Annotated in this window: 18 protein-coding genes and 4 pseudogenes; 11 read left to right on the forward strand and 11 right to left on the reverse strand. The window is 71.8% G+C overall.

Annotated features, from left to right (window positions below; translation table 11 throughout):
• Positions 1-31 precede the first annotated feature (31 nt).
• The 3 genes and pseudogenes from IPT68_RS21130 (at position 32) to IPT68_RS21140 (ending at position 3,195) form a co-directional block, all read left to right on the forward strand.
• Positions 32-1,249 carry a LolA family protein gene (locus IPT68_RS21130; RefSeq protein ID WP_189701379.1) on the forward strand — a complete coding sequence of 406 codons (1,218 nt, stop codon included), beginning with the start codon at positions 32-34 and terminating at the stop codon, positions 1,247-1,249.
• 107 nt (positions 1,250-1,356) lie between these two features.
• Positions 1,357-2,330: pseudogene (locus tag IPT68_RS21135) on the forward strand (ABC transporter ATP-binding protein).
• The gene (locus IPT68_RS21140; protein WP_189701380.1) at positions 2,317-3,195 is read left to right on the forward strand and encodes an ABC transporter permease; all 879 of its coding nucleotides are present in this window, start codon (positions 2,317-2,319) and stop codon (positions 3,193-3,195) included. Before IPT68_RS21135 ends, IPT68_RS21140 begins: the two are co-directional and overlap by 14 nt.
• A 54-nt stretch (positions 3,196-3,249) precedes the next feature.
• Here the strand turns inward: IPT68_RS21140 and IPT68_RS21145 are convergent, their stop codons facing one another.
• Both IPT68_RS21145 and IPT68_RS21150 read right to left on the reverse strand, forming a co-directional pair.
• Positions 3,250-3,834 (reverse strand): flavodoxin family protein, encoded by a 585-nt coding sequence (locus tag IPT68_RS21145; protein WP_189701381.1) that lies wholly within the window; start codon positions 3,832-3,834, stop codon positions 3,250-3,252.
• A gap of 150 nt (positions 3,835-3,984) precedes the next feature.
• Positions 3,985-4,488 carry a DUF6668 family protein gene (locus IPT68_RS21150; RefSeq protein ID WP_189701382.1) on the reverse strand — a complete coding sequence of 168 codons (504 nt, stop codon included), beginning with the start codon at positions 4,486-4,488 and terminating at the stop codon, positions 3,985-3,987.
• Between the two features lie 184 nt (positions 4,489-4,672).
• On the opposite strand from IPT68_RS21150, the gene IPT68_RS21155 reads away from it, so the two are divergent.
• A complete protein-coding gene (locus IPT68_RS21155; RefSeq protein ID WP_189701383.1) occupies positions 4,673-5,962 on the forward strand; it encodes a tetratricopeptide repeat protein in 1,290 nt (429 codons plus the stop codon).
• A 209-nt stretch (positions 5,963-6,171) separates the two neighbouring features.
• On the opposite strand, the gene IPT68_RS21160 is transcribed toward IPT68_RS21155, so the two are convergent.
• The gene (locus IPT68_RS21160) at positions 6,172-6,639 is read right to left on the reverse strand and encodes a VOC family protein (protein ID WP_189701384.1); all 468 of its coding nucleotides are present in this window, start codon (positions 6,637-6,639) and stop codon (positions 6,172-6,174) included.
• 21 nt (positions 6,640-6,660) lie between these two features.
• Between IPT68_RS21160 and IPT68_RS21165 the strand changes: the two genes are divergently transcribed.
• Positions 6,661-7,344, forward strand: coding sequence for a CGNR zinc finger domain-containing protein (locus IPT68_RS21165; protein ID WP_228039793.1), 684 nt, complete (start codon positions 6,661-6,663; stop codon positions 7,342-7,344).
• Here IPT68_RS21165 and IPT68_RS21170 read toward each other — a convergent pair.
• Positions 7,341-7,775, reverse strand: a complete 435-nt coding sequence (locus tag IPT68_RS21170) for a winged helix-turn-helix transcriptional regulator (protein WP_189701385.1) — start codon at positions 7,773-7,775, stop codon at positions 7,341-7,343. The two genes, IPT68_RS21165 and IPT68_RS21170, sit on opposite strands and share 4 nt — an antisense overlap.
• A gap of 187 nt (positions 7,776-7,962) precedes the next feature.
• Between IPT68_RS21170 and IPT68_RS21175 the strand changes: the two are divergent.
• Positions 7,963-9,042: pseudogene (locus IPT68_RS21175) on the forward strand (MFS transporter); the annotation flags it as partial.
• Positions 9,043-9,122: 80 nt separating this feature from the next.
• On the opposite strand, the gene rarD reads toward IPT68_RS21175, so the two are convergent.
• Together rarD and IPT68_RS21185 are read right to left on the reverse strand one after the other, a co-directional pair.
• Positions 9,123-10,076 (reverse strand): EamA family transporter RarD, encoded by a 954-nt coding sequence (gene rarD / locus IPT68_RS21180; protein ID WP_373300732.1) that lies wholly within the window; start codon positions 10,074-10,076, stop codon positions 9,123-9,125.
• A 195-nt stretch (positions 10,077-10,271) separates the two neighbouring features.
• Positions 10,272-11,126, reverse strand: coding sequence for an SDR family oxidoreductase (locus IPT68_RS21185; protein ID WP_189701387.1), 855 nt, complete (start codon positions 11,124-11,126; stop codon positions 10,272-10,274).
• 99 nt (positions 11,127-11,225) lie between these two features.
• On the opposite strand from IPT68_RS21185, the gene IPT68_RS21190 reads away from it, so the two are divergent.
• Entirely contained in the window at positions 11,226-11,606 is a 381-nt protein-coding gene (locus tag IPT68_RS21190; RefSeq protein ID WP_189701388.1) for a winged helix-turn-helix transcriptional regulator, read from the forward strand.
• 78 nt (positions 11,607-11,684) lie between these two features.
• Here IPT68_RS21190 and IPT68_RS21195 read toward each other — a convergent pair.
• The 5 genes and pseudogenes from IPT68_RS21195 to IPT68_RS21215 all read right to left on the reverse strand — a co-directional run bounded on the left by IPT68_RS21195 (position 11,685) and on the right by IPT68_RS21215 (position 18,593).
• Positions 11,685-12,763: pseudogene (locus IPT68_RS21195) on the reverse strand (2-oxoacid:ferredoxin oxidoreductase subunit beta).
• Positions 12,756-14,683 (reverse strand): annotated as a pseudogene (locus IPT68_RS21200) (2-oxoacid:acceptor oxidoreductase subunit alpha). Before IPT68_RS21200 ends, IPT68_RS21195 begins: the two co-directional pseudogenes overlap by 8 nt.
• A 258-nt stretch (positions 14,684-14,941) precedes the next feature.
• Positions 14,942-15,601, reverse strand: a complete 660-nt coding sequence (locus IPT68_RS21205; protein ID WP_308438815.1) for a response regulator transcription factor — start codon at positions 15,599-15,601, stop codon at positions 14,942-14,944.
• Between the two features lie 131 nt (positions 15,602-15,732).
• Positions 15,733-17,097 (reverse strand): sensor histidine kinase, encoded by a 1,365-nt coding sequence (locus tag IPT68_RS21210; protein WP_189700612.1) that lies wholly within the window; start codon positions 17,095-17,097, stop codon positions 15,733-15,735.
• 269 nt (positions 17,098-17,366) lie between these two features.
• Entirely contained in the window at positions 17,367-18,593 is a 1,227-nt protein-coding gene (locus IPT68_RS21215; protein ID WP_189700611.1) for a sensor histidine kinase, read from the reverse strand.
• Between the two features lie 248 nt (positions 18,594-18,841).
• Here IPT68_RS21215 and IPT68_RS21220 point away from each other — a divergent pair, with 248 nt between their 5' ends.
• Genes IPT68_RS21220 through IPT68_RS21235 form a run of 4 tightly spaced genes read left to right on the forward strand, consistent with a single transcriptional unit; the run spans position 18,842 to position 22,330 of the window.
• A complete protein-coding gene (locus IPT68_RS21220) occupies positions 18,842-19,249 on the forward strand; it encodes an NADH-quinone oxidoreductase subunit A (RefSeq protein WP_189700610.1) in 408 nt (135 codons plus the stop codon).
• Positions 19,240-19,935 carry an NADH-quinone oxidoreductase subunit B gene (locus IPT68_RS21225; RefSeq protein WP_228039796.1) on the forward strand — a complete coding sequence of 232 codons (696 nt, stop codon included), beginning with the start codon at positions 19,240-19,242 and terminating at the stop codon, positions 19,933-19,935. The genes IPT68_RS21220 and IPT68_RS21225 overlap by 10 nt, the downstream gene beginning before the upstream one ends.
• On the forward strand, positions 19,932-21,365 hold the full coding sequence (locus IPT68_RS21230; RefSeq protein WP_189700608.1) for an NADH-quinone oxidoreductase subunit C: 1,434 nt from the start codon (positions 19,932-19,934) through the stop codon (positions 21,363-21,365). Before IPT68_RS21225 ends, IPT68_RS21230 begins: the two co-directional genes overlap by 4 nt.
• Complete coding sequence (locus IPT68_RS21235; RefSeq protein ID WP_189700607.1) at positions 21,362-22,330, forward strand: complex I subunit 1/NuoH family protein; 969 nt, start codon at positions 21,362-21,364, stop codon at positions 22,328-22,330. Before IPT68_RS21230 ends, IPT68_RS21235 begins: the two co-directional genes overlap by 4 nt.

The raw sequence follows: 22,330 nt of genomic DNA on the forward strand, positions 1-22,330 counted from the left end.
AGCCGCCGCCGACGACGGAGGTAAGGCACACATGGCACCGTACGAATCGGACGACACCACGGCCGTGGCGGACGCGGACGAATTGCGCGCGGCGCGGCGGCGCAGGGCCGCACGGTACGGCGTCCCGGCGGCGGTCCTGGGGGTGGCGGCGGGGACCATCGGGCTCGTTCCCGCGATCGCCGACTCCGGCAGCCCCGACCTGCCGGAGATCACCGCGCAGCAACTCATCGAGAAGATCGCGGCGTCGGACGTGCAGCAGCTGTCCGGCACGGTGAAGATCAGCACCGATCTGGGACTGCCCGACCTGGGCGGCCTGGAGAGCGACCTGATGTCCGGCGCGACCCCGTCCGGCGGCGAGGGCTCCTCCGCCGACCCGTCGGCGAAGCTGACCGAGCTGGCCTCCGGCACGCACACCCTGCGCGTCGCCGTCGACGGCCCCGACAAGCAGAAGCTGTCGCTCCTGGAGGACGCCGCCGAGTACAGCCTGATCCGCAACGGCAAGGACGTCTGGGGCTACGACAGCGCCTCCAACGAGGTCTACCACGGCACCGCGGCCGAGGGCCCCGAGCAGCGCGAGGAAGAGGTCCCGGCCACGCCCAAGGACCTGACCGAGGAGGCGCTGAAGGCGGTCGACGACACCACGTCCGTGACCGTCGACGGCACCGCGCAGGTCGCCGGCCGGGACGCCTACAAGCTGGTCATCAAGCCGAAGCAGACCGGGTCCACGGTGGGCGCGATCAGCGTCGCGGTGGACGCGCGGACCGGGATGCCGCTGAAGTTCACGCTGACCCCGGCGAGCGGCGGCGCCGCCGTGGTGGACGCGGGCTTCACGCAGGTCAGCTTCGCCAAGCCGGCCGCGTCGACCTTCGACTTCACCCCGCCCAAGGGCGCGAAGGTGACCGAGGAGGGCAGCGTGGACGCGCCGGAGCACTCGCCGCGGCCCGAGGAGGAGGACTTCGCCAAGGGCCTGGACGGGCTGAACGTCATCGGCGAGGGCTGGACCTCCGTCGCCGTCCTCGACACCGGCGCCGAGGGCGCGCCCTCCGGCGCCGGGCGCGGTGACCTGGGCGAGATGGGCGCCGCGGGCGGCTTCCTCGGCTCCCTGGGCGACGAGGTGACCGGCAAGTTCGGCTCGGGTACGGTCTTCACGACCCGCCTGGTCAACGCGCTGATCACGGACGACGGCAAGGTCTACGTCGGCGCCGTCACGAAGGACGCGCTGGTGAAGGCGGCCGAGTCGGGGAAGTGAACCCGGGCCGGGTCCGGTCCGCAGGTGGACGACGGCCCCGGGCCGGAAGCCGGGGTCCGGTCCCGGGCCGCTGAGATCGGTACGTGTCCGACGCATCGGGGGAACGCATGGGCGACACGTCCGTCACGGGAGCGCCGCGCGACGTCGCGGGTGAGGGCGTCATCCACACCCGCGCGCTCACCAAGCGCTACCGCGGCGGACAGCTCGCCGTCGACGGCCTCGACCTGACCGTCCCGGCGGGCAGCGTCTTCGGCTTCCTCGGTCCCAACGGCTCCGGAAAGACCACCACCATCCGCATGCTGATGGGCCTGATCGAGCCCACGTCGGGCACGGCGCACGTGCTGGGGCGTCCCATGCCCCAGGGCACCCGCGCCGTGCTCCCGCACGTGGGCGCCCTCATCGAGGGCCCGGCCCTGTACGGCTTCCTCTCCGGCCGCGACAACCTCCTGCGGTACGACCCGCCGACCCCTCCGCGGACCCGCGAACCCGGCGTGCGCGCGTCGCGGCGGCGCTGGACCGGGTGGGGCTGGCCGCGGCCGCCGGCAAGAAGGCGAAGGCCTACTCGCTCGGCATGAAACAGCGGCTGGGACTCGCCGCCGCCCTGCTCCAGCCGCGCCGCCTGCTCGTCCTGGACGAGCCGACCAACGGGCTCGACCCGCAGGGCATGCGGGAGATCCGCGCCCTGATCCGCGAGCTGGCCTCCGACGGCACGACCGTGTTCCTCTCCTCCCACCTCCTCGACGAGATCGAGCAGGTCTGCACGCACGCGGCGGTCATGGCGCAGGGCCGGCTGATCATCCAGGGCGCGGTGGCCGACCTGGCGGCGGGCGCGCGGGGCCGGCTGGTGGTGACCACACCGGACACCGGTGACGCGGCCCGGGTGCTCAAGGAGCGCGGGGTCGGCGATGTGTCGGTCGCCGAGGACCGGGTGACCGGGGAGCCGCCGGAGGGGGAACTCGCCGAGCTGACCGCCGCGTTGGTCCAGGCAGGGGTGCGGGTCCGCGGCTTCGGGGTGGAACGGGCGTCCCTGGAGGACGCGTTCGTGGCGCTGACGGGGGAGGGCTTCGATGTCGCCGGCTGAGATCGTCGGCTCCTGCCGTGGCCCGCTGTGGACCTTCGGGCTGCTGCGCAGCGAACTCGTCACCACCTTCCGGCGCTGGCGCACCCTCGCGCTGCTCGGTGTGCTGGCCGGCGTGCCCGTCCTGGTCGGCATCGCCGTGAAGATCGAGACCAGCGACGGCTCGTCCGTCGGCGGTGGCGGTGGCGGCGGAGAGGGACCGGCGTTCATCGCGCAGATCACCAACAACGGCCTCTTCCTCGTCTTCACCGCCCTCGCCGCGACCCTGCCGTTCTTCCTGCCGATGGCCGTCGGCGTCGTCGCGGGCGACGCGATAGCCGGCGAGGCCAACGCCGGGACCCTGCGCTATCTCCTGGTCGCCCCGGCCGGCCGTACCCGCCTGCTGCTCACCAAGTACGCCACCGCGATGGCCTTCTGCCTGGCGGCCACCCTGGTCGTCGCCGTCTCGGCGCTGACCGTCGGGGCGCTGCTGTTCCCGCTGGGCGACCTCACGACCATCTCCGGCACGCGGATCGGCTTCGCGGAGGGCCTGGCCAGGGCACTGCTGATCGCCCTCGTGGTCGCCGCGTCACTGATCGGCGTGGCGGCGCTCGGCCTGTTCGTCTCGACGCTGACCAACAGCGGTATCGCGGCGATGGCGACGACCGTCGGGCTGCTGATCACCGTGCAGATCCTCGACCAGATACCGCAGCTGCACGCGATCCACCCGTACCTCTTCTCCCACTACTGGCTGTCCTTCGCCGACCTGATGCGCGAGCCGGTCTACTGGGACGACCTGATACGCAACCTCGGTCTCCAGGCCCTCTACGCGACCGTCTTCGGTTCGGCGGCGTGGGCGCGCTTCACGGCGAAGGACATCACCGCGTAGGACCTGGCCCGTCGGTCCGCGGCGTGACCTTGGGACGGGGACCGGCCGCCGGGGTCATGCGGCCTCGTACGGGAAACGGGCGAGCGGGGCCCGCTGGGCGAAGAACGTCTTCGCGCGGGTGAGGGCCTCGGTGTCCTTGAGGACGTCGCCGGGCTTGCTGCCGTTGCCGAGCAGTACCCCGCCGAAGCGCATCCCCATGTACGCGGCCGAGTTGCCGAGGGTGCCGATCAGCGGGTCGGCGACCTCGGTCTCCTCGTGCGCGAGCGCGGTGACGCCCCAGAGCGTGCGGCCGGCCAGCGTCGCCTTGAAGTCGATGCCGGGGGTGCGCAGCCAGCCCGACCAGTAGTCGAGATAGCGCTTGACGTGGGCGGACACCGAGTACCAGTACAGCGGGGAGGCGATCACGATGTCCGTCGCCGCGAGCGTGGCGTCGAGCAGGAGCGCGACGTTGCCCTCCGTGGGGCGGACGTGATCGCTGTCGTGCCGCAGGTCCTCGAAGTCGGGCAACGGGTGGGCGGAGAGGTCGATCCACTGCTGCTCGACGTCCGCGGGGAGCTGCTCGGCGGCCGTGCGGGCCAGCAGTTCGGTGTTTCCGTCACTGCGACTGCTGCCCAGCACGAACAGGAAGCGTCGGGTCATGGGGTCCCCCAGTGAGGATCTGGACGGGATGTGCGGCGTGCGAGGGCTTGATGCGTGTGCAGTATATGCGCACGCATGTAGACGTCGTCCAGAGTGCCTGGTGAGGGACGGGGCCGCCCGGTGCCGTGGTGGCTCGGCGGAGGGGGTGCATCAGCGCATCGTCGCCGTCAGCCGGAGCAGCGGCTCGGTCTCGCGAGGCGGGCGCCCGCTCAGATCGCCGAGCCGCCACGCGGGCACCCACGGCACCCGGTACACGTCGATGACCGACTCGATGAGCCTGATCCGCTGGGCCAGCGGGCGCGGCAGCCGACCCGGCGCGTCCGCGACCAGGACGACGGCGTCCAGATCGAGTCCGGCCGGGACCTCCCTGCGCCGGAACGTCTCGAGGGCGTGGACGGCGCAGGCCAGCCCGGTCGCGTGCGTGCGGGCGACGAGCAGCACCGAGCGCGGGTCGGCGGGGCCGGGCCAGTCGCGTCCGCAGTCCTGACCGCCGTACACCGTGGCCAGCGTGGAGACCCCCGACCCGCCGTGAGTGCCGACCCAGGAGAAGCGCCGGGCCGTGCGGGCGGAGAGGGGGGCGGGCTCCGGCTCCGGTGCCCCGGCCACCGGTCCGCGGACCCAGATCTCCGGTCCCTGTCGCGTGCCCGTCCGCATGCCCGGTCCCCTCCTTCGTCGGCCGTCCTTCCTCGATCTTCGCGCGTCGGCGGAGAACCGCGTGACGGGGGGGCCGGGTCTTGGGACGAGGCTGTGACGCCCCGGTGACGCGTGGATCGGGCGGAAGCGGTGAGACTCGACGGTAGGGTCCGCCGGGGTGCGGACGCCGGCGAGTGAGGGAACGATGTCTCGACCAGGCCGCGAGAAGAAGCGGGAACAGCAGGACCGGGCCGCGGGTGCGGTGATCGACGTCCGGGTCCCCGGCGCCGGACAGGGCGTCGGCGGCACCGGCAGCGCCTCGATCGGCGGTGTCCCGGTCGTCCCCGCGCCCGGCGAGGAACTCCAGCAGACGGTTCTGAACCACCTCCACCGCATCGCCCTGGCGACCGGGCGGCCCGTACTCGCCACGGTCCACGACGACCGGATCGGGTACGTCGTACCGCTTCGGGTTCACCCGGACGGGTCGAGTTGCTTCACCGCGGAGCCCGTGTCGACGAGGGCGGCGCAGCAAGCCGTACCGGCGGCGCCGGGGCCGGCGCGGGAGGCCGCGACGGCTTCACCCCACCCGCCTCACGAGCCGGTGCGTCCGGCACAGTCCGTGCAGTCGGCGCATCCAGCAGAGTCGGCGCAGCCCTTGCGGCCCTCGCAGTCCGCGCATCCCGCACCGCCCTCGCAGGACAACGCGACGCGGTTGTTGCGCGCGCCGTCGGAGCCGACGGCGGGGTCGGCGCCGACCTTCCGGCTGCGGGCGGTCCAGGAGCCGCGACCGCTGGGCGAGTTCGGGCCGCCGCCGGTCATGGGGGCGAGGCCGCACCCGGAGCCGCTCGTCACGCCGGAACCGGAGCCGCAGCGAGACCCGGGTCCGGAGCCGGAGATGGAGTCGGGGTCGGCGTCAGGGTCGAAACCCGAACCGGACCTGGGCATGGACCTCGACCCGAAGCCCACCCCACCCCGTGGCTTCGACGCGGTCGCCGAAGCCATCCTCGCGCCCGCGGACGCCCCGAGCTCCGCACCCGCCCTCCTCGCCGAGCCCACGGCCCGTATCGGCGAAGCCGTGACGGCCGGTCGGATAGACACCGCCGCCGGCCTCGCGGAGCAGGCCTTGGCCGAGGCGTCGGCCACCCTCGCGCCGGACCACCCCGAACTGCTCGGGCTGCTGGAACTCACCGCGTACATCGCCTACCTGGCGGCCGACCCGGTCCGTGCCTTCCGCCTCTCCCTGGACGTGGCCCGTGTTTACCGCCGTCAGCACGACGCGGAGGGCGCCTACGGGAACGTGCAGAGCGCGGCAACGGCCTGGCGGGCCGTGCGCGACCCCGCGCTCGGCCTTGACCTGGGGCGGGAACTGATCGGGCTGTGGAGCGAGTTGGCCGCCGAGGGCGGTCCGGCCGCCGACGACGCCGAGGAACTCGAATCGGCCCGCGCCCGCATGGTCCGCCTCACCGAACGGGCGAGCCGGACCCCCGACGCCTGAGCGACTCAGACCACGACCGCGCCCCCGCCGGGCGCTCAGCAACTCCCCCGCGCCCGGCCGGCGTCTCCGCGCCCCTGCCACCCTCCCGCAACGCCCGTCGGCCCGCCGGCTGCCGTGCATCGTCCGGCTGCCCTGCCATGCTCCCGCAACGCCCGTCGCCCCGCCCCATCCAAGCCCAGCGACCCGCAGCCCCCGGAGCCCCCGCCCTCTCAGTGCACGCAGAACTCGTTCCCCTCCGGATCGGCCATCACCACCCACTCCCCACCGGCCTCCTTGACCTCCCGCAGCACAGTGGCCCCCAGCCCGCGCAGACGGTCCACCTCCTCCGCCCGCCGCCCCTCGGCAGGGTGCAGGTCCAGGTGGAGCCGGTTCTTGCCGGTCTTGGGCTCCGGTACGCGCTGGAACAGCACCCGCCGCCCCAGTCCGGTGCCGCTCTCCTCCTCGTACGGATCGTCCGGATGCCGTACGGCTACCAGGTCCCGGAAGGCCGGACGGCCGTGGAAGTCCACGGTGGCGGCGACCGGGAGCGCCCCGAGCGACAGCAGCCGTTCGATCAGAACGCTGTTGTCCTCCACCTCGTACCCCAGCGCGGCGGCCCAGAAGTCGGCCTGCGCGTGGGGGTCGCCGGCGTCGACGACGAGCTTCCAGTGCACGGGTGCGGATGCCTTCTCAGTCATGTAACCCGTTATAGTGGTTACGTGACTGAGCGTCCATCGGAAGCGCCGAATCCGGAGCAGGCGTCACCGGGCCTGACCCTGATCTCGTACGGGGGCAACCCCTACCGCTTCGACCCCGGCGCCCTCTGCCTCGAGCTGCTGCCCACGGGCGGCCCGGGCGCCCTCGCGCGGTACGAGGTGCTGCACCGGCCCGCCGACCTGGTGACCTGGGCGGGACGCAGCCGGCTCCCGGCCGGACTCGATCTCACCGTCACCGAGGATGAACTCACCCGGGCCCGCGCCCTGCGCGACGCCCTGATGCTGCTCACCGCCGACCGCGCCCACGGCCGCCCGCTCCGTCCTCGGCACCTGGACGTCGTCAACGAGGCCGCCGTGCTGCCCCCGCTCGCCGCCCGCCTGGCCCCGGACGGCACCCGCGTCTGGGCGCCGGGCGCGACCGGCACCGCCCTGCTGTCGACCGTCGCACGCGACGCGATCGACCTGATCAGCGGCCCGTACGCCGACCGCATCCGGGAGTGCGGCGCCGACGACTGCTTCCTGCTCTTCGTCGACACCTCCCGGCCGGGGCGGCGGCGCTGGTGCTCGATGGAGCACTGCGGCAACCGCGCGAAGGTCCGCGCCCACCGCGCCCGCAGGTCCACCCCCGGCATCATCCCTGGGACCACCGCTCACCAGGCGCTGTCCGGCAAGCCCTGGCCGGCCTAGGCCTGCTGGGTCTCCCGCGCGTCGTACGCCGCCCGCGCCGCGGCGATCTCCCGCTGGTGCTGTTCCGTCCACTGCACCAGCGACTGGATCGTCGCGTGCAGGGTGCCGCCGAGGGGGGTGAGCTCGTACTCGACGCGCGGCGGTACGACCGGGTGGACCGTGCGCCGCACCAGGCCGTCGCGCTCCAACTGGCGCAGGGTGACCGTCAGCATGCGCTGGCTGACGCCGTCGATCTCCCGGCGCAGCTCCGTGAACCGCAGCTTCCGGTTCTCCAGGAGGGCGATGACGAGCAAGGACCACTTGTCGGCGACCCGGTCGAGGATCTGCCGTACCTCGCAGCCCTCGCGGGTGTCCCACTGGAAGGGGTCGGCGTCGCCGTAGTCCACGGTGCTCGCACAGTTACTCGGTGACTTAGAAGTGCCTACTTCCATGTCAATCGATGCTGCCGCACGCTGGCCATGGTTACAAGAGGGAACCGACCCACAGGAGGGAACCGGCCCTCCGTCCGGTGACCGACCCCTGTCCATCTCCGGGAGTGTTGCCATGGGCACCCGTGCCTGGGCTCTGTTGCTCGTCCTGTGCGGAACGATCTTTCTGGAGGGTATCGACGTCGCGATGATGGCCGTCGCGATCCCGTCGATCAGGGCCGACCTGGCGCTGTCGACCGGCACCGCGGCCTGGGTGATGAGCGCGTACGTCCTCGGTTACGCCGGTTTCACCCTGCTCGGCGGACGCGCCGCGGACCTGCTCGGCCGTCGCCGCATGTTCCTGACCTGGCTGACGGTCTTCCTGCTCTTCTCGGGACTCGGCGGTTTCGCCACCGACGGCTGGATGCTGGTCGTGGCCCGGTTCGTCACCGGCGTCGCGGCGGCCTTCATGACCCCGGCCGCGCTGTCCCTGATCACCACCTCCTACCCGCAGGGCCCGCAGCGGAACAAGGCCCTGCTGGTCTTCGCGGGCACCGCGGCCGGCGGTTTCTCGCTGGGCCTGGTCATCGGCGGACTGCTCACCGAGATCGGCTGGCGGTGGGTGTTCTTCGCGCCGGTGCTGCTGGCCGGGGCGCTGCTGGTCGCGGCGGTGCGCCTGGTGCCCGCGGCGGGTCCGGTGCGGCGGGACGGGAGCGGCTTCGACCTGCTCGGCGCGGTCACCGCGGCCGGCGCCATGCTGCTGGCCGCCTACACCGTCGTACGACTGGAACACGGTCTGCACGACTGGCCGCTCACCGCCGTCGCGGCGCTCGCCGCGACGACGCTCGGGGCCGCGTTCGTCGCCGTCGAGCGGCGGGCCGCCGCACCGCTGGTCCGGCTCGGCCTGCTGCGCAAGGGCTCCGTGGTGCGCGCCGATCTCGGAGCACTGCTCTTCGTGGGGGCCTTCTTCGGCTTCCAGTTGGTGGTGACGCTGTATCTGCAGGAGCTGCGCGGCTGGTCGTCGCTCCAGACCGCGATCGCGCTGGTCGTCATGGGCTGTGACGCCGTCCTCGCCCCGACGCTCACCCCGAAGTTGGTCGCCCGCTTCGGCAACGCCCGCGTGATACTCGGCGGCTTCGTCCTGGCGGTCGTCGCCTACGCCCTGTTCCTGCCGGTCGGGATGGACTGGTCGTACGCCGCCATGTTCCCGACGCTGATCATCGTCGGCACCGCGTTCGCCCTGGCGTACGGGCCGCTGACCATCGCGGCGACGGACGGGGTCGCGGAGGAGGAGCAGGGCCTCGCGAGCGGACTGCTGAACACCGCGACCCAGTTCGGTTCGGCGATCGGGATCTCCGCGGTGACCGCCGTCTACGGCCTGGCGTCGACGACCGGATCGGGCACGGAAGCCACGCTCTGCGCGTTCCGCGCGGCGCTGACCGTGCCGGTCGCGATGGTGGCGGCCGGCACGATCTTCTCGGCCCTCAGCGTGCGGGCCGCCCGGCGTGCCGTGCGCAGCGCGTCCCAGGTGAGCAGCGTCAGCGCCAGCCAGACCAGCGAGAACCCGGCCCAGCGCTCGGGCGGCATGGCCTCGCGGAAGTAGAGGACGCCGAGCAGGAACTGGAACACCGGGGCCAGGTACTGCAGCAGCCCCAGCGTCGACAGGGGCACGCGGATCGCGGCCGCGCCGAAGCAGACCAGCGGAAGCGCGGTCACGATGCCGGTCGCGGCGAGCAGCGCCGCGTGCCCGGCGCCCTCGGTGTGGAAGGTCGACCTGCCCTCGGCGGTCAGCCACAGCAGATAGCCGAGCGCGGGCAGGAACTGGATCGCGGTCTCGGCGGTCAGCGACTCCAGGCCGCTGAGGTTGACCTTCTTCTTCACCAGGCCGTAGGTGGCGAAGGAGAGGGCCAGGACGAGCGAGACCCATGGCGGACGGCCGTAGCCGATGGTGAGCACGAGCACGGCCGCGAAGCCGATCCCGACAGCCGCCCACTGCACGGGCCGCAGCCGTTCCTTCAGCAGGAGCACGCCCATCGCGATGGTGACGAGCGGGTTGATGAAGTACCCGAGGGACGCCTCGACGACCTGGCCGTTGTTCACCGCCCAGATGTAGACGCCCCAGTTGACGGTGATGACGGCGGCGGCGACGGTGACGAGCCCGAGCCGGCGCGGCTGCCGCACCAGCTCACCTGCCCACCGCCGGCGTCGTACGAACAGCAGCGCGACGGCGACGAAGGCGAGCGACCACACCATCCGGTGGGCCAGGATCTCGACCGACCCGGCGGGCTTCAGCAGCGGCCAGAACAGGGGTACGAGTCCCCACATCCCATAGGCCGCGAAACCGTTCAGCAGCCCTATGTGGCGTTCGCCCCTCGTCTTCCGGGTCACCGGCTCCTCCTTCGCGCGTCAGCCCGCCTGCACGAAGGTAACGCCGACCGGCCCCGCCTGTCATGGCCGTATCGCCATACGGTCATGACAGGCGTGACTGGTGGGACGAGCCGGCCCTTGAGCTGGGTCGAGTCAGCCCTTCAGCGCGGCGGCGAGCGCCTCGGAGAGCGGGGTGGTCGGACGTCCGGCCAGCCGCGACAGGTCGCCGGTGCGCCCGGCCAGCTCCCCCCGCTCGATGGACGCGTCCACGCCCGCGAGCACCGCGGCGAGCGGCTCGGGCAGGCCGGCGCCGGTCAGGATGCCCTGGTAGGTCTCCACCGACACCGGGTTGTACGTGATCTCCCTGCCGGTCTGCCGGCTCAGCTCGGCCGCGTACTCCGCGAAGCTCCACGCCTCGTCGCCGCTCAGCTCGTACGTCCGGTTCTCGTGTCCCTCGCCGGTCAGCACCGCCACGGCGGCGGCCGCGAAGTCGGCGCGCGAGGCGGACGCGAGGCGGCCCTCACCGGCGGCGGCGACGACCGCGTTGTGCTCAAGCACCGGTGCGAGGTTCTCGGTGTAGTTCTCGTGGTACCAGCCGTTGCGCAGCAGGACGTACGGCACGCCCGACTCCAGGATCACGTCCTCGGTGGCGCGGTGGTCGTCGGCCAGCGCGGCGGTGAGGCTGCCGGGGGCGCTGGTGTAGGCGAGCAGGGCCACGCCGGCGGCCTTCGCGGCGTCGATCACGACCTTGTGCTGAGCCGCCCGGCCCTTGTCGAACTCGTTGCCGGAGATCAGCAGCACCTTGTCGCCGGCCGAGAACAGGCCGTCGAAGGTCGCGGGCACGTTGTAGTCGGCGAGCGCGATCCTCACCCCGCGCTCCGCGAGGTCGGCGGCCTTCCCGGCGTCCCGGACGACCGCGGTGACCTGGTCGGCCGGGACCTTGTCCAGCAGTTGCTCGACGACATGGCGGCCGAGGTGTCCGGTGGCTCCGGTGACGACGATGCTCATGGGGGGTTCCTCCGTGGAAGTGGTAGGACGGGACGTCGCACTCACCCTAGGAGGGGCACTAACTCTATGAAAGTACCCACTTTGAAGTAAGGTACGGGCATGGCAGAGAGCGGAGGCAGGTCGGGGGACGAGGCGATGTGCCCGTACCGGCTGGTCCTGGAGCACGTCACCAGCCGCTGGGGCGTACTGGTGCTGATCCGACTGCTGGAACGGCCCCACCGGTTCAGTGAGCTGCGCCGGGCGATCGGCGAGGTCCGGCAGGTCAGCGAGAAGATGCTCACCCAGACGCTGCAGACCCTGGAACGGGACGGGTTCGTCCACCGCGACGCCCAGCCCGTCATCCCGCCGCGCGTCGACTACTCCCTCACCGACCTCGGCCGCGAGGCCGCGGAGCAGGTGCGGTCGCTGGCGCTGTGGACGGAGCGGCGGATGGGGGAGGTGGAGCAGGCGCGCAAGGCATACGACGAGGCCCGGGCCTAGAGCCCGGGCCTGTGCCTTCCTCCGCGTCGTGTCGCTCGGCCGGCGACGGCTGCCGGCGATCTCCCGACCGGCGACAGCTCAGCCGACGACCGTCCAGGTGTCGCCGCCCGCGAGCAGTGCGGCGAGGTCGCCCTTGCCGTGGTGTTCGACGGCGGTGTCGAGCTGGTCGGCCATCTGTGTGTCGTAGACGGGGCGGTCGACGGAGCGGAAGACGCCGATCGGGGTGTGGTGCAGGGTGTCGGGGTCGGCGAGTCTGCTGAGGGCGAAGGCGGTGGTCGGGGAGTCGGCGTGCGCGTCGTGGACGAGGACCTGGTCCTCGTTCGCGGGTGTCACGGTGACGACTTTGAGGTCGCCGGTGTGGTGGTCGCGTACCACGCCGCGGGTGTCGTCGCGGCCGAAGCGGATCGGCCGGCCGTGTTCGAGGCGGATGACGGCTTCCTCGGCCTGCTGTTTGTCCTTCAGGGCGTCGAAGGCGCCGTCGTTGAAGATGTTGCAGTTCTGGTAGATCTCGATCAGCGCGGTGCCGGGGTGGGCGGCGGCCGCGCGCAGGACCTCGGTGAGGTGTCTGCGGTCGGAGTCGACGGTGCGGGCGACGAAGGAGGCTTCCGCGCCGATGGCCAGGGACACCGGGTTGAAGGGGGCGTCGAGCGAGCCCATCGGGGTCGATTTGGTGATCTTGCCGACTTCGGAGGTGGGGGAGTACTGGCCCTTGGTCAGGCCGTAGATGCGGTTGTTGAACAGCAGGATCTTGAGGTTGACGTTGCGGCGCAGGGCGTGGATGAGGTGGTTGCCGCCGATGGACAGCGCGTCGCCGTCACCGGTGACGACCCAGACGGACAGGTCGCGGCGGGAGGTGGCCAGGCCGGTGGCGATGGCGGGGGCGCGGCCGTGGATGGAGTGCATCCCGTAGGTGTTCATGTAGTACGGGAAGCGGGAGGAGCAGCCGATGCCGGAGACGAAGACGATGTTCTCCTTCGCCAGGCCCAGCTCGGGCATGAAGCCCTGTACCGCGGCGAGGATCGCGTAGTCGCCGCAGCCGGGGCACCAGCGCACTTCCTGGTCGGTCTTGAAGTCCTTCATCGACTGCCGGCCCTCGGCCCTGGGGACCAGGAGAGCGCTTCGACGGTGCCGGTGCCTTCCAGGGACGTCTCAGCCATCGATGGCCTCCTTCAGCGCCGTGGCCAGCTGCTCGGCCTTGAACGGCATGCCGTTGACCTGGTTGTAGGAGTGGGCGTCCACCAGGTACTTCGCCCGGATCAGCGTGGCGAGCTGACCGAGGTTCATCTCGGGGATCACCACCTTGTCGTACCGCCGCAGGAGCGCGCCGAGATTCCGCGGGAAGGGGTTGAGGTGGCGCAGGTGCGCCTGCGCGACGGAATGCCCGGCCGCACGCAGCCGCCGTACCGCCGCGGTGATCGGCCCGTAGGTGGATCCCCAGCCCAGGACGAGCAGCCTCGCGCCGTCCGGGTCGTCGGCCTCGATGTCGGGGACGTCGATGCCGTCGACCTTGGCCTGGCGGGTGCGGACCATGAAGTCGTGGTTGGCGGGGTCGTAGGAGATGTTGCCCGTGCCGTCCTGCTTCTCGATGCCGCCGATGCGGTGCTCCAGACCCGGCGTGCCCGGCACCGCCCACGGCCGGGCCAGGGTGTGCGGGTCACGCTTGTACGGCCAGAACACCCTGCTGCCGTCACCCAGCGTGTGGTTCGGGCCCTGCGCGAACTGCACACTCAAGTCCGGCAGCTCCCAAGCTCCGGGATCCGCCACGGCTCGGAGCCGTTGGCGAGGTAACCGTCCGACAGCAAGAACACCGGGGTGCGGTAGGCCAGCGCGATCCGCGCCGCCTCCAGCGCCGCCCCGAAACAGTCCGCCGGCGTACGCGGCGCCACCACCGGCACCGGCGCCTCACCATTGCGGCCGAACATCGCCTGCAGCAGATCCGCCTGCTCCGTCTTGGTCGGCAACCCCGTCGACGGGCCGCCGCGCTGGATGTCCACCACCAGCAGCGGCAGCTCCAGCGACACCGCCAGCCCGATCGTCTCGCTCTTGAGCGCCACCCCCGGACCGGACGTCGTCGTCACGGCCAGCGAACCACCGAACGCCGCACCCAGCGCCGCACCGATCCCCGCGATCTCGTCCTCCGCCTGGAAGGTCCGCACCCCGAAGTTCTTGTGCCGGCTCAGCTCGTGCAGAACGTCCGACGCCGGCGTGATCGGATACGAGCCCAGAAACAGCGGCAGATCCGCCTGCCGGCTCGCCGCGATCAGCCCGTAGGCCAGCGCCAGATTCCCCGAGATGTTGCGGTAGGTGCCCACCGGGAACGCCTTCGCCGCCGGCGCGACCTCGTAGGAGACGGCGAAGTCCTCCGTCGTCTCACCGAAGTTCCAGCCCGCCCGGAACGCCGCGATGTTCGCCGCCGCGATGTCCGGCTTCCTCGCGAACTTCGACTGCAAAAACTTCTCCGTGCCCTCCGTCGGCCGGTGATACATCCACGACAGCAGACCCAGCGCGAACATGTTCTTACTGCGCTCGGCCTCCTTGCGGGACAGGTCGAAGTCCTTCAACGCCTCCACCGTCAGCGTCGTCAGCGGCACCGGATGCAGGTGGTAGCCGTCGAGCGAGCCGTCCTCCAGCGGGTTGGTGTCATAGCCGACCTTCTGCATCGCCCGTTTGGTGAACTCGTCCGTGTTGACGATCACCTCCGCACCCCGCGGCAGATCCCCCACGTTCGCCTTCAACGCCGCCGGGTTCATCGCCACCAGCACGTTCGGCGCGTCACCGGGCGTGAGGATGTCGTGGTCGGCGAAGTGCAGCTGGAACGACGAGACACCCGGCAACGTCCCGGCAGGCGCCCGGATCTCGGCGGGGAAGTTCGGCAGCGTCGACAAGTCGTTGCCGAACGACGCCGTCTCCGAGGTGAAGCGGTCACCGGTGAGCTGCATACCGTCACCCGAGTCCCCCGCGAACCTGATGATCACTCGGTCGAGACGGCGGACGTCCTTGACGCCGGCCGCTTTGCGCTGCTCTCCCACGACGGCTCCGTCGGCCTGCTCCGCTGGGCTACTGACCTGGCTCGTCACTGAACTGGACCTCCTTCGAGGCGGCTGTCGGGCCCGACCCCACAGGGTGCTCCCAGGACCAACCCTACGTCCGCACGGCTCGCCATCCCTCGGCCATTCGCATGATGACTACCTGCATTGGTGGCTCGCCGCACCTCCTTCGGACGGGGTGAGACGGCCGTCACGGCCGGGCCGTGCCGATCAGGGACCGCAGTGGGCCTCGGAGGACTCCGGACGGTCGAGAACTGAGGCCCACCTCAGGAGTTACTGAGGCCTACCTCAGGAGTTGAGGTAGGTGAGGACCGCGAGGACCCGGCGGTGGTCCCCTTCGCTCGGCGACAGGCCCAGCTTCAGGAAGATGTTGCTCACGTGCTTCTCCACCGCGCCGTCACTGACCACCAGCTGCTTGGCGATCGCGGAATTGGTCCGCCCCTCGGCCATCAGTCCCAGAACCTCGCGCTCCCTCGGCGTGAGCCCGGCGAGCACGTCCTGCTTACGGCTGCGGCCGAGCAGCTGCGCCACGACCTCCGGGTCGAGGGCCGTGCCCCCCTGAGCCACCCGCACGACGGCGTCCACGAATTCCCGCACCTCCGCGACGCGGTCCTTCAGCAGATACCCGACCCCGCGGCTGGAACCGGCCAGCAGTTCGGTGGCGTAGCGCTCCTCCACGTACTGTGACAGCACCAGCACGCCGAGTCCCGGATACGCCTTCCGCAGCTGCACCGCCGCTCTGACGCCCTCGTCCGTGTGCGTCGGCGGCATCCGTACATCGGCGACCACGACGTCCGGCAGGCCGCCCTCGGCGTCCAGCTCCGTCACGGTCTTGATCAAGGCCTCTCCGTCGCCGACTCCGGCGACGACCTCGTGCCCACGGTCGGTGAGCAGCCGGGTCAGGCCCTCCCGAAGCAGCACCGAGTCCTCGGCGATGACCACCCGCACCCTGTCCTCCACGATCCTCGGCCCCCCGCTGCTCGACTCCGCCCCGACGACCCGTCCAGCATTTCAGGTTTCGGGGGAAGGCGGGATGCCTGAGTGCGAGCCGGCTGTGAGCTGTGACGGCGCCGGGTGGATCACCCGCGCCAGGGCAGTTCCGCGGTGATGCGGGTGGGGCCGCCCGCCGGCGAGTCGACCACCAATATGCCGTCCACCGCGTCCAGCCGCTCCGCGAGCCCGGCCAGCCCGGAACCGCCGCCCGCACCGGCCTCGGCCCCGCCCACGCCGTCGTCCATGACCTGCAACATCAGCCGGTCCTCGGACCGCCAGACATCCACCGCCGCCGAGGTCGCCTGCGCGTGCTTGCTGATGTTCTGCAGCAGCTCGGACACCGTGAAGTAGGCGATCCCCTCGATCGCCGGCGCCGGCCGTGACGCCAGATCCACCTCCACCTGCACGGGCACCGTGCAGCGCGAGGCGACCGCGGACAGGGCGGCGTCCAGGCCGCGGTCGGTGAGGACCGCCGGGTGGATGCCACGCGCCAGGTCCCGCAGTTCCTGCAGCGCCGTCTTCACCTCGCCGTGCGCCTCGTCCACCATCCGCGCCGCCGCCCTCGGATCCTCGGCCAGCTTCTCCTTCGCCAGCCCCAGATCCATGGCCAGCGCCACCAGGCGGGCCTGCGCCCCGTCGTGCAGGTCGCGCTCGATGCGCCGCAGGTCCGCGGCCGCCGTGTCGACCACGACTCCCCGGTCCGACTCCAGCTCCACCACCCGCGTGGCCAGCCGCGACGGGCCCAGCAGCCCGTGCACCAGCAACCGGTCCACCAGCGTGAGCGCGCGCACGATCCACGGCGTGGCCAGCGTGAACAGCAGCCCCACCAGCGCGGTCACCGTGACCTCGAACGGGTTGTCGAGATAGATGTGGTGCGTCTCGTCGCCGTACAGCTGCAGCCCGTCCTGTCCGCCGTACATCGGGAAGAGCCAGAACCACAGGGGGTACGTCAGCAGCGCCCAGCCGTACGCCCAGAAGTTCACCGCGACGACGAAGGAGAAGACGGACCACGGGAAGTGCAGTACCGCGTACAGCAGGTGCCGCCAGGACGTGCCGCTCTTGAGGACCGCGCCCATCCACGCCATCACGCCGCTCCGGCGCACCCGCAGCGGCTCCGGGTCGGCCACGTCCAGCCCGAGCAGCCCGCGCGCCCGCGCCCGCTCCAGCGCGCCCAGGCCCCGGCAGCCGGCCAGGCCCGCCGCCAGCACCGGTATGCCGAGGAAGGTCACCAGCAGGCCCGCACCCAGCGAGAGCATCGTCACGGCGTACGTGAACATCAGCACGCTGATCGGCAGGCTGAGCAGCACGTAGGCGAACTCTCGCCAGGTGCGGCCCTCGAACGGCGCGCGCAGCCCGGCGGGCAGCCGGTACCGCCGCTCGACGTCGCCTTCCGCACCCCAGTCGGACGGCCCGCTCCGGTGTCCGTAGCCCTGTCCGTACTCCGTGGCCATTGGCTTGGTCCCCGTTCTCCTAGGTCTGCTGTGTTCGCTCGTCGTCGTCGTTGTCCGTCACGGGCGTCGCCTGCGTCGCGGCGTCCGTGCCCTCGCGTGCGTGCGATGCCTCGCGTGCGTGGGCGTAGTCGTGTGCGTCGCCGGCGACGCCCGCCGGCTCCGGCTGCTTGCGCGGCCGGCTCGTCGTCGCAGTACCAACCCTGCTGTGGCCGGGGGCCTCGGACCATGGAGGCCGTCGGCATCTTGAGCGGGGGGTTTTCCCCACCCCTTCAACGCTGCCGGTCCCGCCACGGCAGTTCCGCGGTGACGACCGTCGGGCCGCCCGGTGGGGAGTCGGCGACGAACAGGCCGTCGACGGCGCCGAGGCGTTCCGCCAGGCCGCGCATTCCCGTGCCACCGTCCAGGCTGGCTCCGCCCCGGCCGTCGTCGGCGACCTGTATCAGGAGGCGTTCCTCGGTGCGCCAGACGTCGACGGACGCGGACTTCGCGCCGCTGTGCTTGCTGACGTTCTGCAGCAGCTCCGAGACGGTGAAGTACGCGATGCCCTCGATGGCCTCGGCCGGCCTCGAGTCCAGGTCGACGGTCACCTTCACCGGCACCGTGCAGCGCGAGGCGACCGCGGAGAGGGCGGCGTCCAGGCCGCGGTCGGTGAGGACCGCCGGGTGGATGCCGCGGGCCAGGTCCCGCAGTTCCTGAAGCGCCAGCTTCACCTCGCCGTGCGCCTCCTCGACCATCGCCGCCGCGTGGTCGGGGTCCTCCAGAAGTTTCTCCTTGGCCAGGCCCAGCCCCATGGCCAGGTTGACGAGGCGGGCCTGCGCCCCGTCGTGCAGGTCGCGCTCGATCCGCCGCAGATCCGCAGCGGCCGTGTCGACCACGACCCCCCGGTCGGACTCCAGCTCGGCGATCCGCCGCTCCAGCTCGTCCGAGGGCGACAGCAACCCGCGCACCATGGCCCGGTCCGCGTTGGCCAGCCCGCGCGCGACGAACGGCAGCACCGGCCACAGCACGAACAGCGAGGTCAGCGTGAGGGTGAAGGTGAGGATGCCCCACGGCAGCCGGATGAAGTCGTACAGGACGGTCCGCCAGCCGACCGGGTCCTTCAGCGCCATCCACAGCCGTGGGAAGAATCCGCCCGCGCCCCGCAGAGGCAGCCGGCTCGGTTCGTCCACGCGCACCCCGAGCAGCTTCCTGGCCCGCGCCCGCTCCAGCCGGCCGAGCTGCCGGGCACCCATCAGGCCCGCCGCGAGCACCGGGAAGCCGATCACCGTGACGGTCAGGAACGCGCCGGTGGACAGCACCGTGACGACGTAGACGAAGCCCACCAGGGACATCGGCAGGTTCGCCAGGAGATGCGCGATCTCCTTCCAGGTGTGCGTGTCGTAGGCGAGGCGGGGCGGCGGCGGGCGGTCCGGACCACGGTCGGCCGCCGCCGCGCTCGCGGGCGGGAATTGTTCGGTCACATGGCCAGCGTGCCCGGCGGCAAGCGCCCACGCCATGAGGTGCACCGCCAGGTTCTCCTGAGGAAAACCCCACCCCCGCCCCTCCGTTGTCTCTCCGGGCGTGATGGGCTGCTTACCGTCCCTTTAACAGGCCCTAGACTCACGTTGCGTACAGATCGTCGAACAGCGTCGTTCACGACCGGCAAGGTCGCGGAACCGGCACGGCATCGCCAGGACCGGGACCGCGATGCCGTGAGGCCGGTCGCACAGTCATAGGGTCGAGGTCAGGGGAGCGAGGGACGGACGTGCGGGAACCGACCGTCGAACCGACCGCCGTCGTCGCGGCGGACTACTTCCAGTCCTATTCGGTCGTCGGACTGCTCGCCGCCATCGGCGTGCTGTTCGTCGCGATCGCCTTCGGGGCGGGCCGGCTGCTGCGCCCCGTGGTGCCCACCCACGAGAAGCTCCTGACCTACGAGTGCGGCGTCGACCCCGTCGGCGAGGGCTGGGCCCACACCCAGGTCCGCTACTACGTCTACGCCTTCCTCTACGTGATCTTCGCGATCGACTCGATCTTCCTCTTCCCGTGGGCCACGGTCTTCGCCGACCCCGGTTACGGAGCGACGACCCTCGTCGAGATGTTCATCTTCCTCGGCTTCCTGGCCGTGGGCCTGCTCTACGCGTACAAGAAGGGTGTCCTGGCATGGACGTGACGCCAGAAGCGACTCCCTCGGTGACTCCTTCCACGAGTGCCGCGCAGCCCGCACCGCGTCCGGAGCCCGGTCCGGGTGCCGGGGCCCTACCGGTCTCGGAACCCGTGCTGCTTCCGGAGCCGAAGCGGCTCGGCGCCCTCGCGCGCCTCGCCCCCGAGCCGATGAAGGTCGTACTGAACTGGGGCCGGCGCTATTCGCTCTGGGTCTTCAACTTCGGCCTCGCCTGCTGCGCCATCGAGTTCATCGCCGCGTCGATGGCCCGCCACGACTTCATCCGCCTCGGCGTCATCCCGTTCGCGCCGGGCCCCCGCCAGGCGGACCTCATGGTCGTGTCCGGCACGGTCACGGACAAGATGGCGCCCGCCATCAAGCGCCTGTACGAACAGATGCCCGAGCCGAAGTACGTCATCTCCTTCGGCGCCTGTTCCAACTGCGGCGGCCCGTACTGGGACTCGTACTCGGTCACCAAGGGCGTCGACCAGATCATCCCCGTCGACGTCTACGTCCCCGGCTGCCCGCCCCGGCCCGAGGCGCTGCTCCAGGGCATCCTCAAGCTCCAGGAGAAGATCGCCCGCGAGTCGCTGGGGGAGCGGTACGGTTCCGCACGTCCTTCGGCGGCGGCCCTCCGGAGCGGACTGGTCCGACCGCCGGCCACAGGCGGCACCGACGCCGGGGAGGCCCGATGAACGGCACGGTCGGCTGGCTCCCCGCGCCCGCCGAGGACCTCTTCGGTACGGAGGCCACGGCCGAGGAGTCGTACGAGCTCCTGACCGTGGACGTACCGCCCGCCTCCTGGACCGCCGCACTGCGCACCGCCCGCGACGAACTCGGCTGCACCTACTTCGACTGGCTGAGCGCGGTCGACGAACCCGGCACCGGCTTCCGCGTCTCGGCCCACCTGGTCGCCCTCGCCCCCGTACGCCGCCTGCTGATGCGCACCACGATCCCGCACGACGCCCCCGTCCTCGCCTCGGCCGTCGAGGTCTTCGCGGGCGCGACCTGGCACGAACGCGAGACCCACGAGATGTTCGGCGTCATCTTCGAGGGCCACCCCGGCCTGGACCACCTCCTGCTGCCGGAGACCTTCGAGGGCCACCCCCTGCGCAAGGACTTCGTCCTCGCCGCCCGCGTCGCCAAGGCGTGGCCCGGCGCGAAGGAGCCCGGCGAGTCGGAGCACGGCGGCCCCAAGCGCCGCCAGATGCTCCCGCCGGGCGTTCCCGACCCGAACGAATGGGGGCCCCTCAAGGGGCAACTCCCCCCGGCTCCGGCCCGCCCGGCCCGCGGCGCGGCCCGCCCCGTGGGCGACCGGCCCGCACGCCGCACCCGCACCGCGGCGGAGGGCTCGGCAAGCCGGCCGTCGACGGCCGCCGCAGGCACGCCCGCGGAGACCCCCTCGCCGACGTCGCCGACCGGCCCGCGCCGCGCCCGCAGCGTGAGCGAGGGATCGGCTTCGCAGCGGGCGGACGCATCGGGCACGGCAGGCTCCGCGGAGGCCACGGCGGCTCCAGCGGATCCCACAGGTCCGACGGCTTCGACAAGTCCGACGGCTCCGGCGAATCCGACCGCTCCGGCGGGTCCCGCGGCTCGTCCGAGGGGTCCTCGTCGTGCGCGGAGCGCGAGTGAGGGGTCGGCTTCGCAGCGCGCGGAGGACACGGCGGCTGCCGGGCAGGCAGGACCGTCCGCCACGACGCCTCCTGCCGGTCCCCGCCGGGCCCGCAGCGCGTCCGAAGGCTCCGCCTCGCAGCGCGCGCAGGAACCGGCGGCGGAGAAGCCCACCCGCCCTACCGCCCCCCGCAGCCCCGACGCTCCCTGGCACCACGCCCGCCCGGCCTTCGACGAGCCCGGGGCGAAGGACGCGAAAGGAGCCGCGGCGACTGAGGCGGAGACGGGCGAAGCCGTCGCTGACGAGGCTGCGGCGAACGAGACCGCGACCGGCGAACCCATGGCTGACGAGACTGCGGCGAACGAGGGGAAGAGGACGGAGACCGAGCCGCAGCGGTCCGTGCCGGAACGTGAAGGGACGAGTACCGGCCCGGACGCCTCCGACGTCACCGACTCGGCACCCGACGAAGTCACACCCCCCACCCCCGAAGACCCCCCAGGAGGCCGGCAGTGAACGACGTGCTCGACGTCGCCCTGCGACTCCTGATCGTCTTCGGCGTCTTCCTCACCTTCCCCCTGATCATCGGCCAGACCGAGCACAAGGTGATGGCCCACATGCAGGGCCGCCTCGGCCCCATGTACGCCGGTGGCTTCCACGGCTGGGCCCAGCTCGTCGCGGACGGCGTGAAGTTCGCGCAGAAGGAGGACGTGGTCCCGGCGGGTGCCGACCGCCGCATCTTCCAGCTCGCCCCCGCCGTGGCGCTCCTGCCGTACCTCCTGGTCCTGCTGGCCATCCCGATCGGCCCCGGCGAGGGCGCGGTCGGCGAGGTCATCGACGCCGGTGTCTTCTTCGTCCTCGCGGTGATGGGCGTCGGCGTCCTCGGCTCGCTCATGGCCGGCTGGGCCAGCGCCAACAAGTTCTCCCTCCTCGGCGGCCTGCGCACCGCCGCCCAGCTGCTCGCCTACGAGCTCCCGATGCTGCTCACCGCAGCCTCCGTCGCCATGGCGGCCGGCACGGTCTCCCTGCCCGGCATCCTCGACGCCTTCCAGTGGTGGTGGCTGCCCTGGCAGATCGTCGGCGCGATCGTCTTCTTCGTGGCGGGACTGGCCGAACTCCAGCGCCCCCCGTTCGACATGCCGGTCGCCGACTCGGAGATCATCTTCGGCGCGTACACCGAGTACACCGGCCTGCGCTTCGCCCTGTTCCTCCTCGCCGAGTACGCCGGGATCGTCGTCCTGTGCGGCCTGACCACGGTCCTCTTCCTGGGTGGCTGGCACGGGCCCTGGGGCGCCGACGGCCTCGGCTGGTTCTGGACCCTGCTGAAGACGGCCGTCCTCGCCTTCGTCGTGATCTGGCTGCGCGTCACCTACCCCCGGTTGCGCGAGGACCAGCTCCAGAAGCTCTCCTGGACCCTCCTCGTCCCCCTCTCCCTCGCCCAGATCGCCCTCACCGGCGTCGTCAAGGTGGTGATCCAGTAG

The sequence above is a fragment of the Streptomyces chromofuscus genome (genome assembly GCF_015160875.1).
Classification (GTDB): domain Bacteria; phylum Actinomycetota; class Actinomycetes; order Streptomycetales; family Streptomycetaceae; genus Streptomyces; species Streptomyces chromofuscus.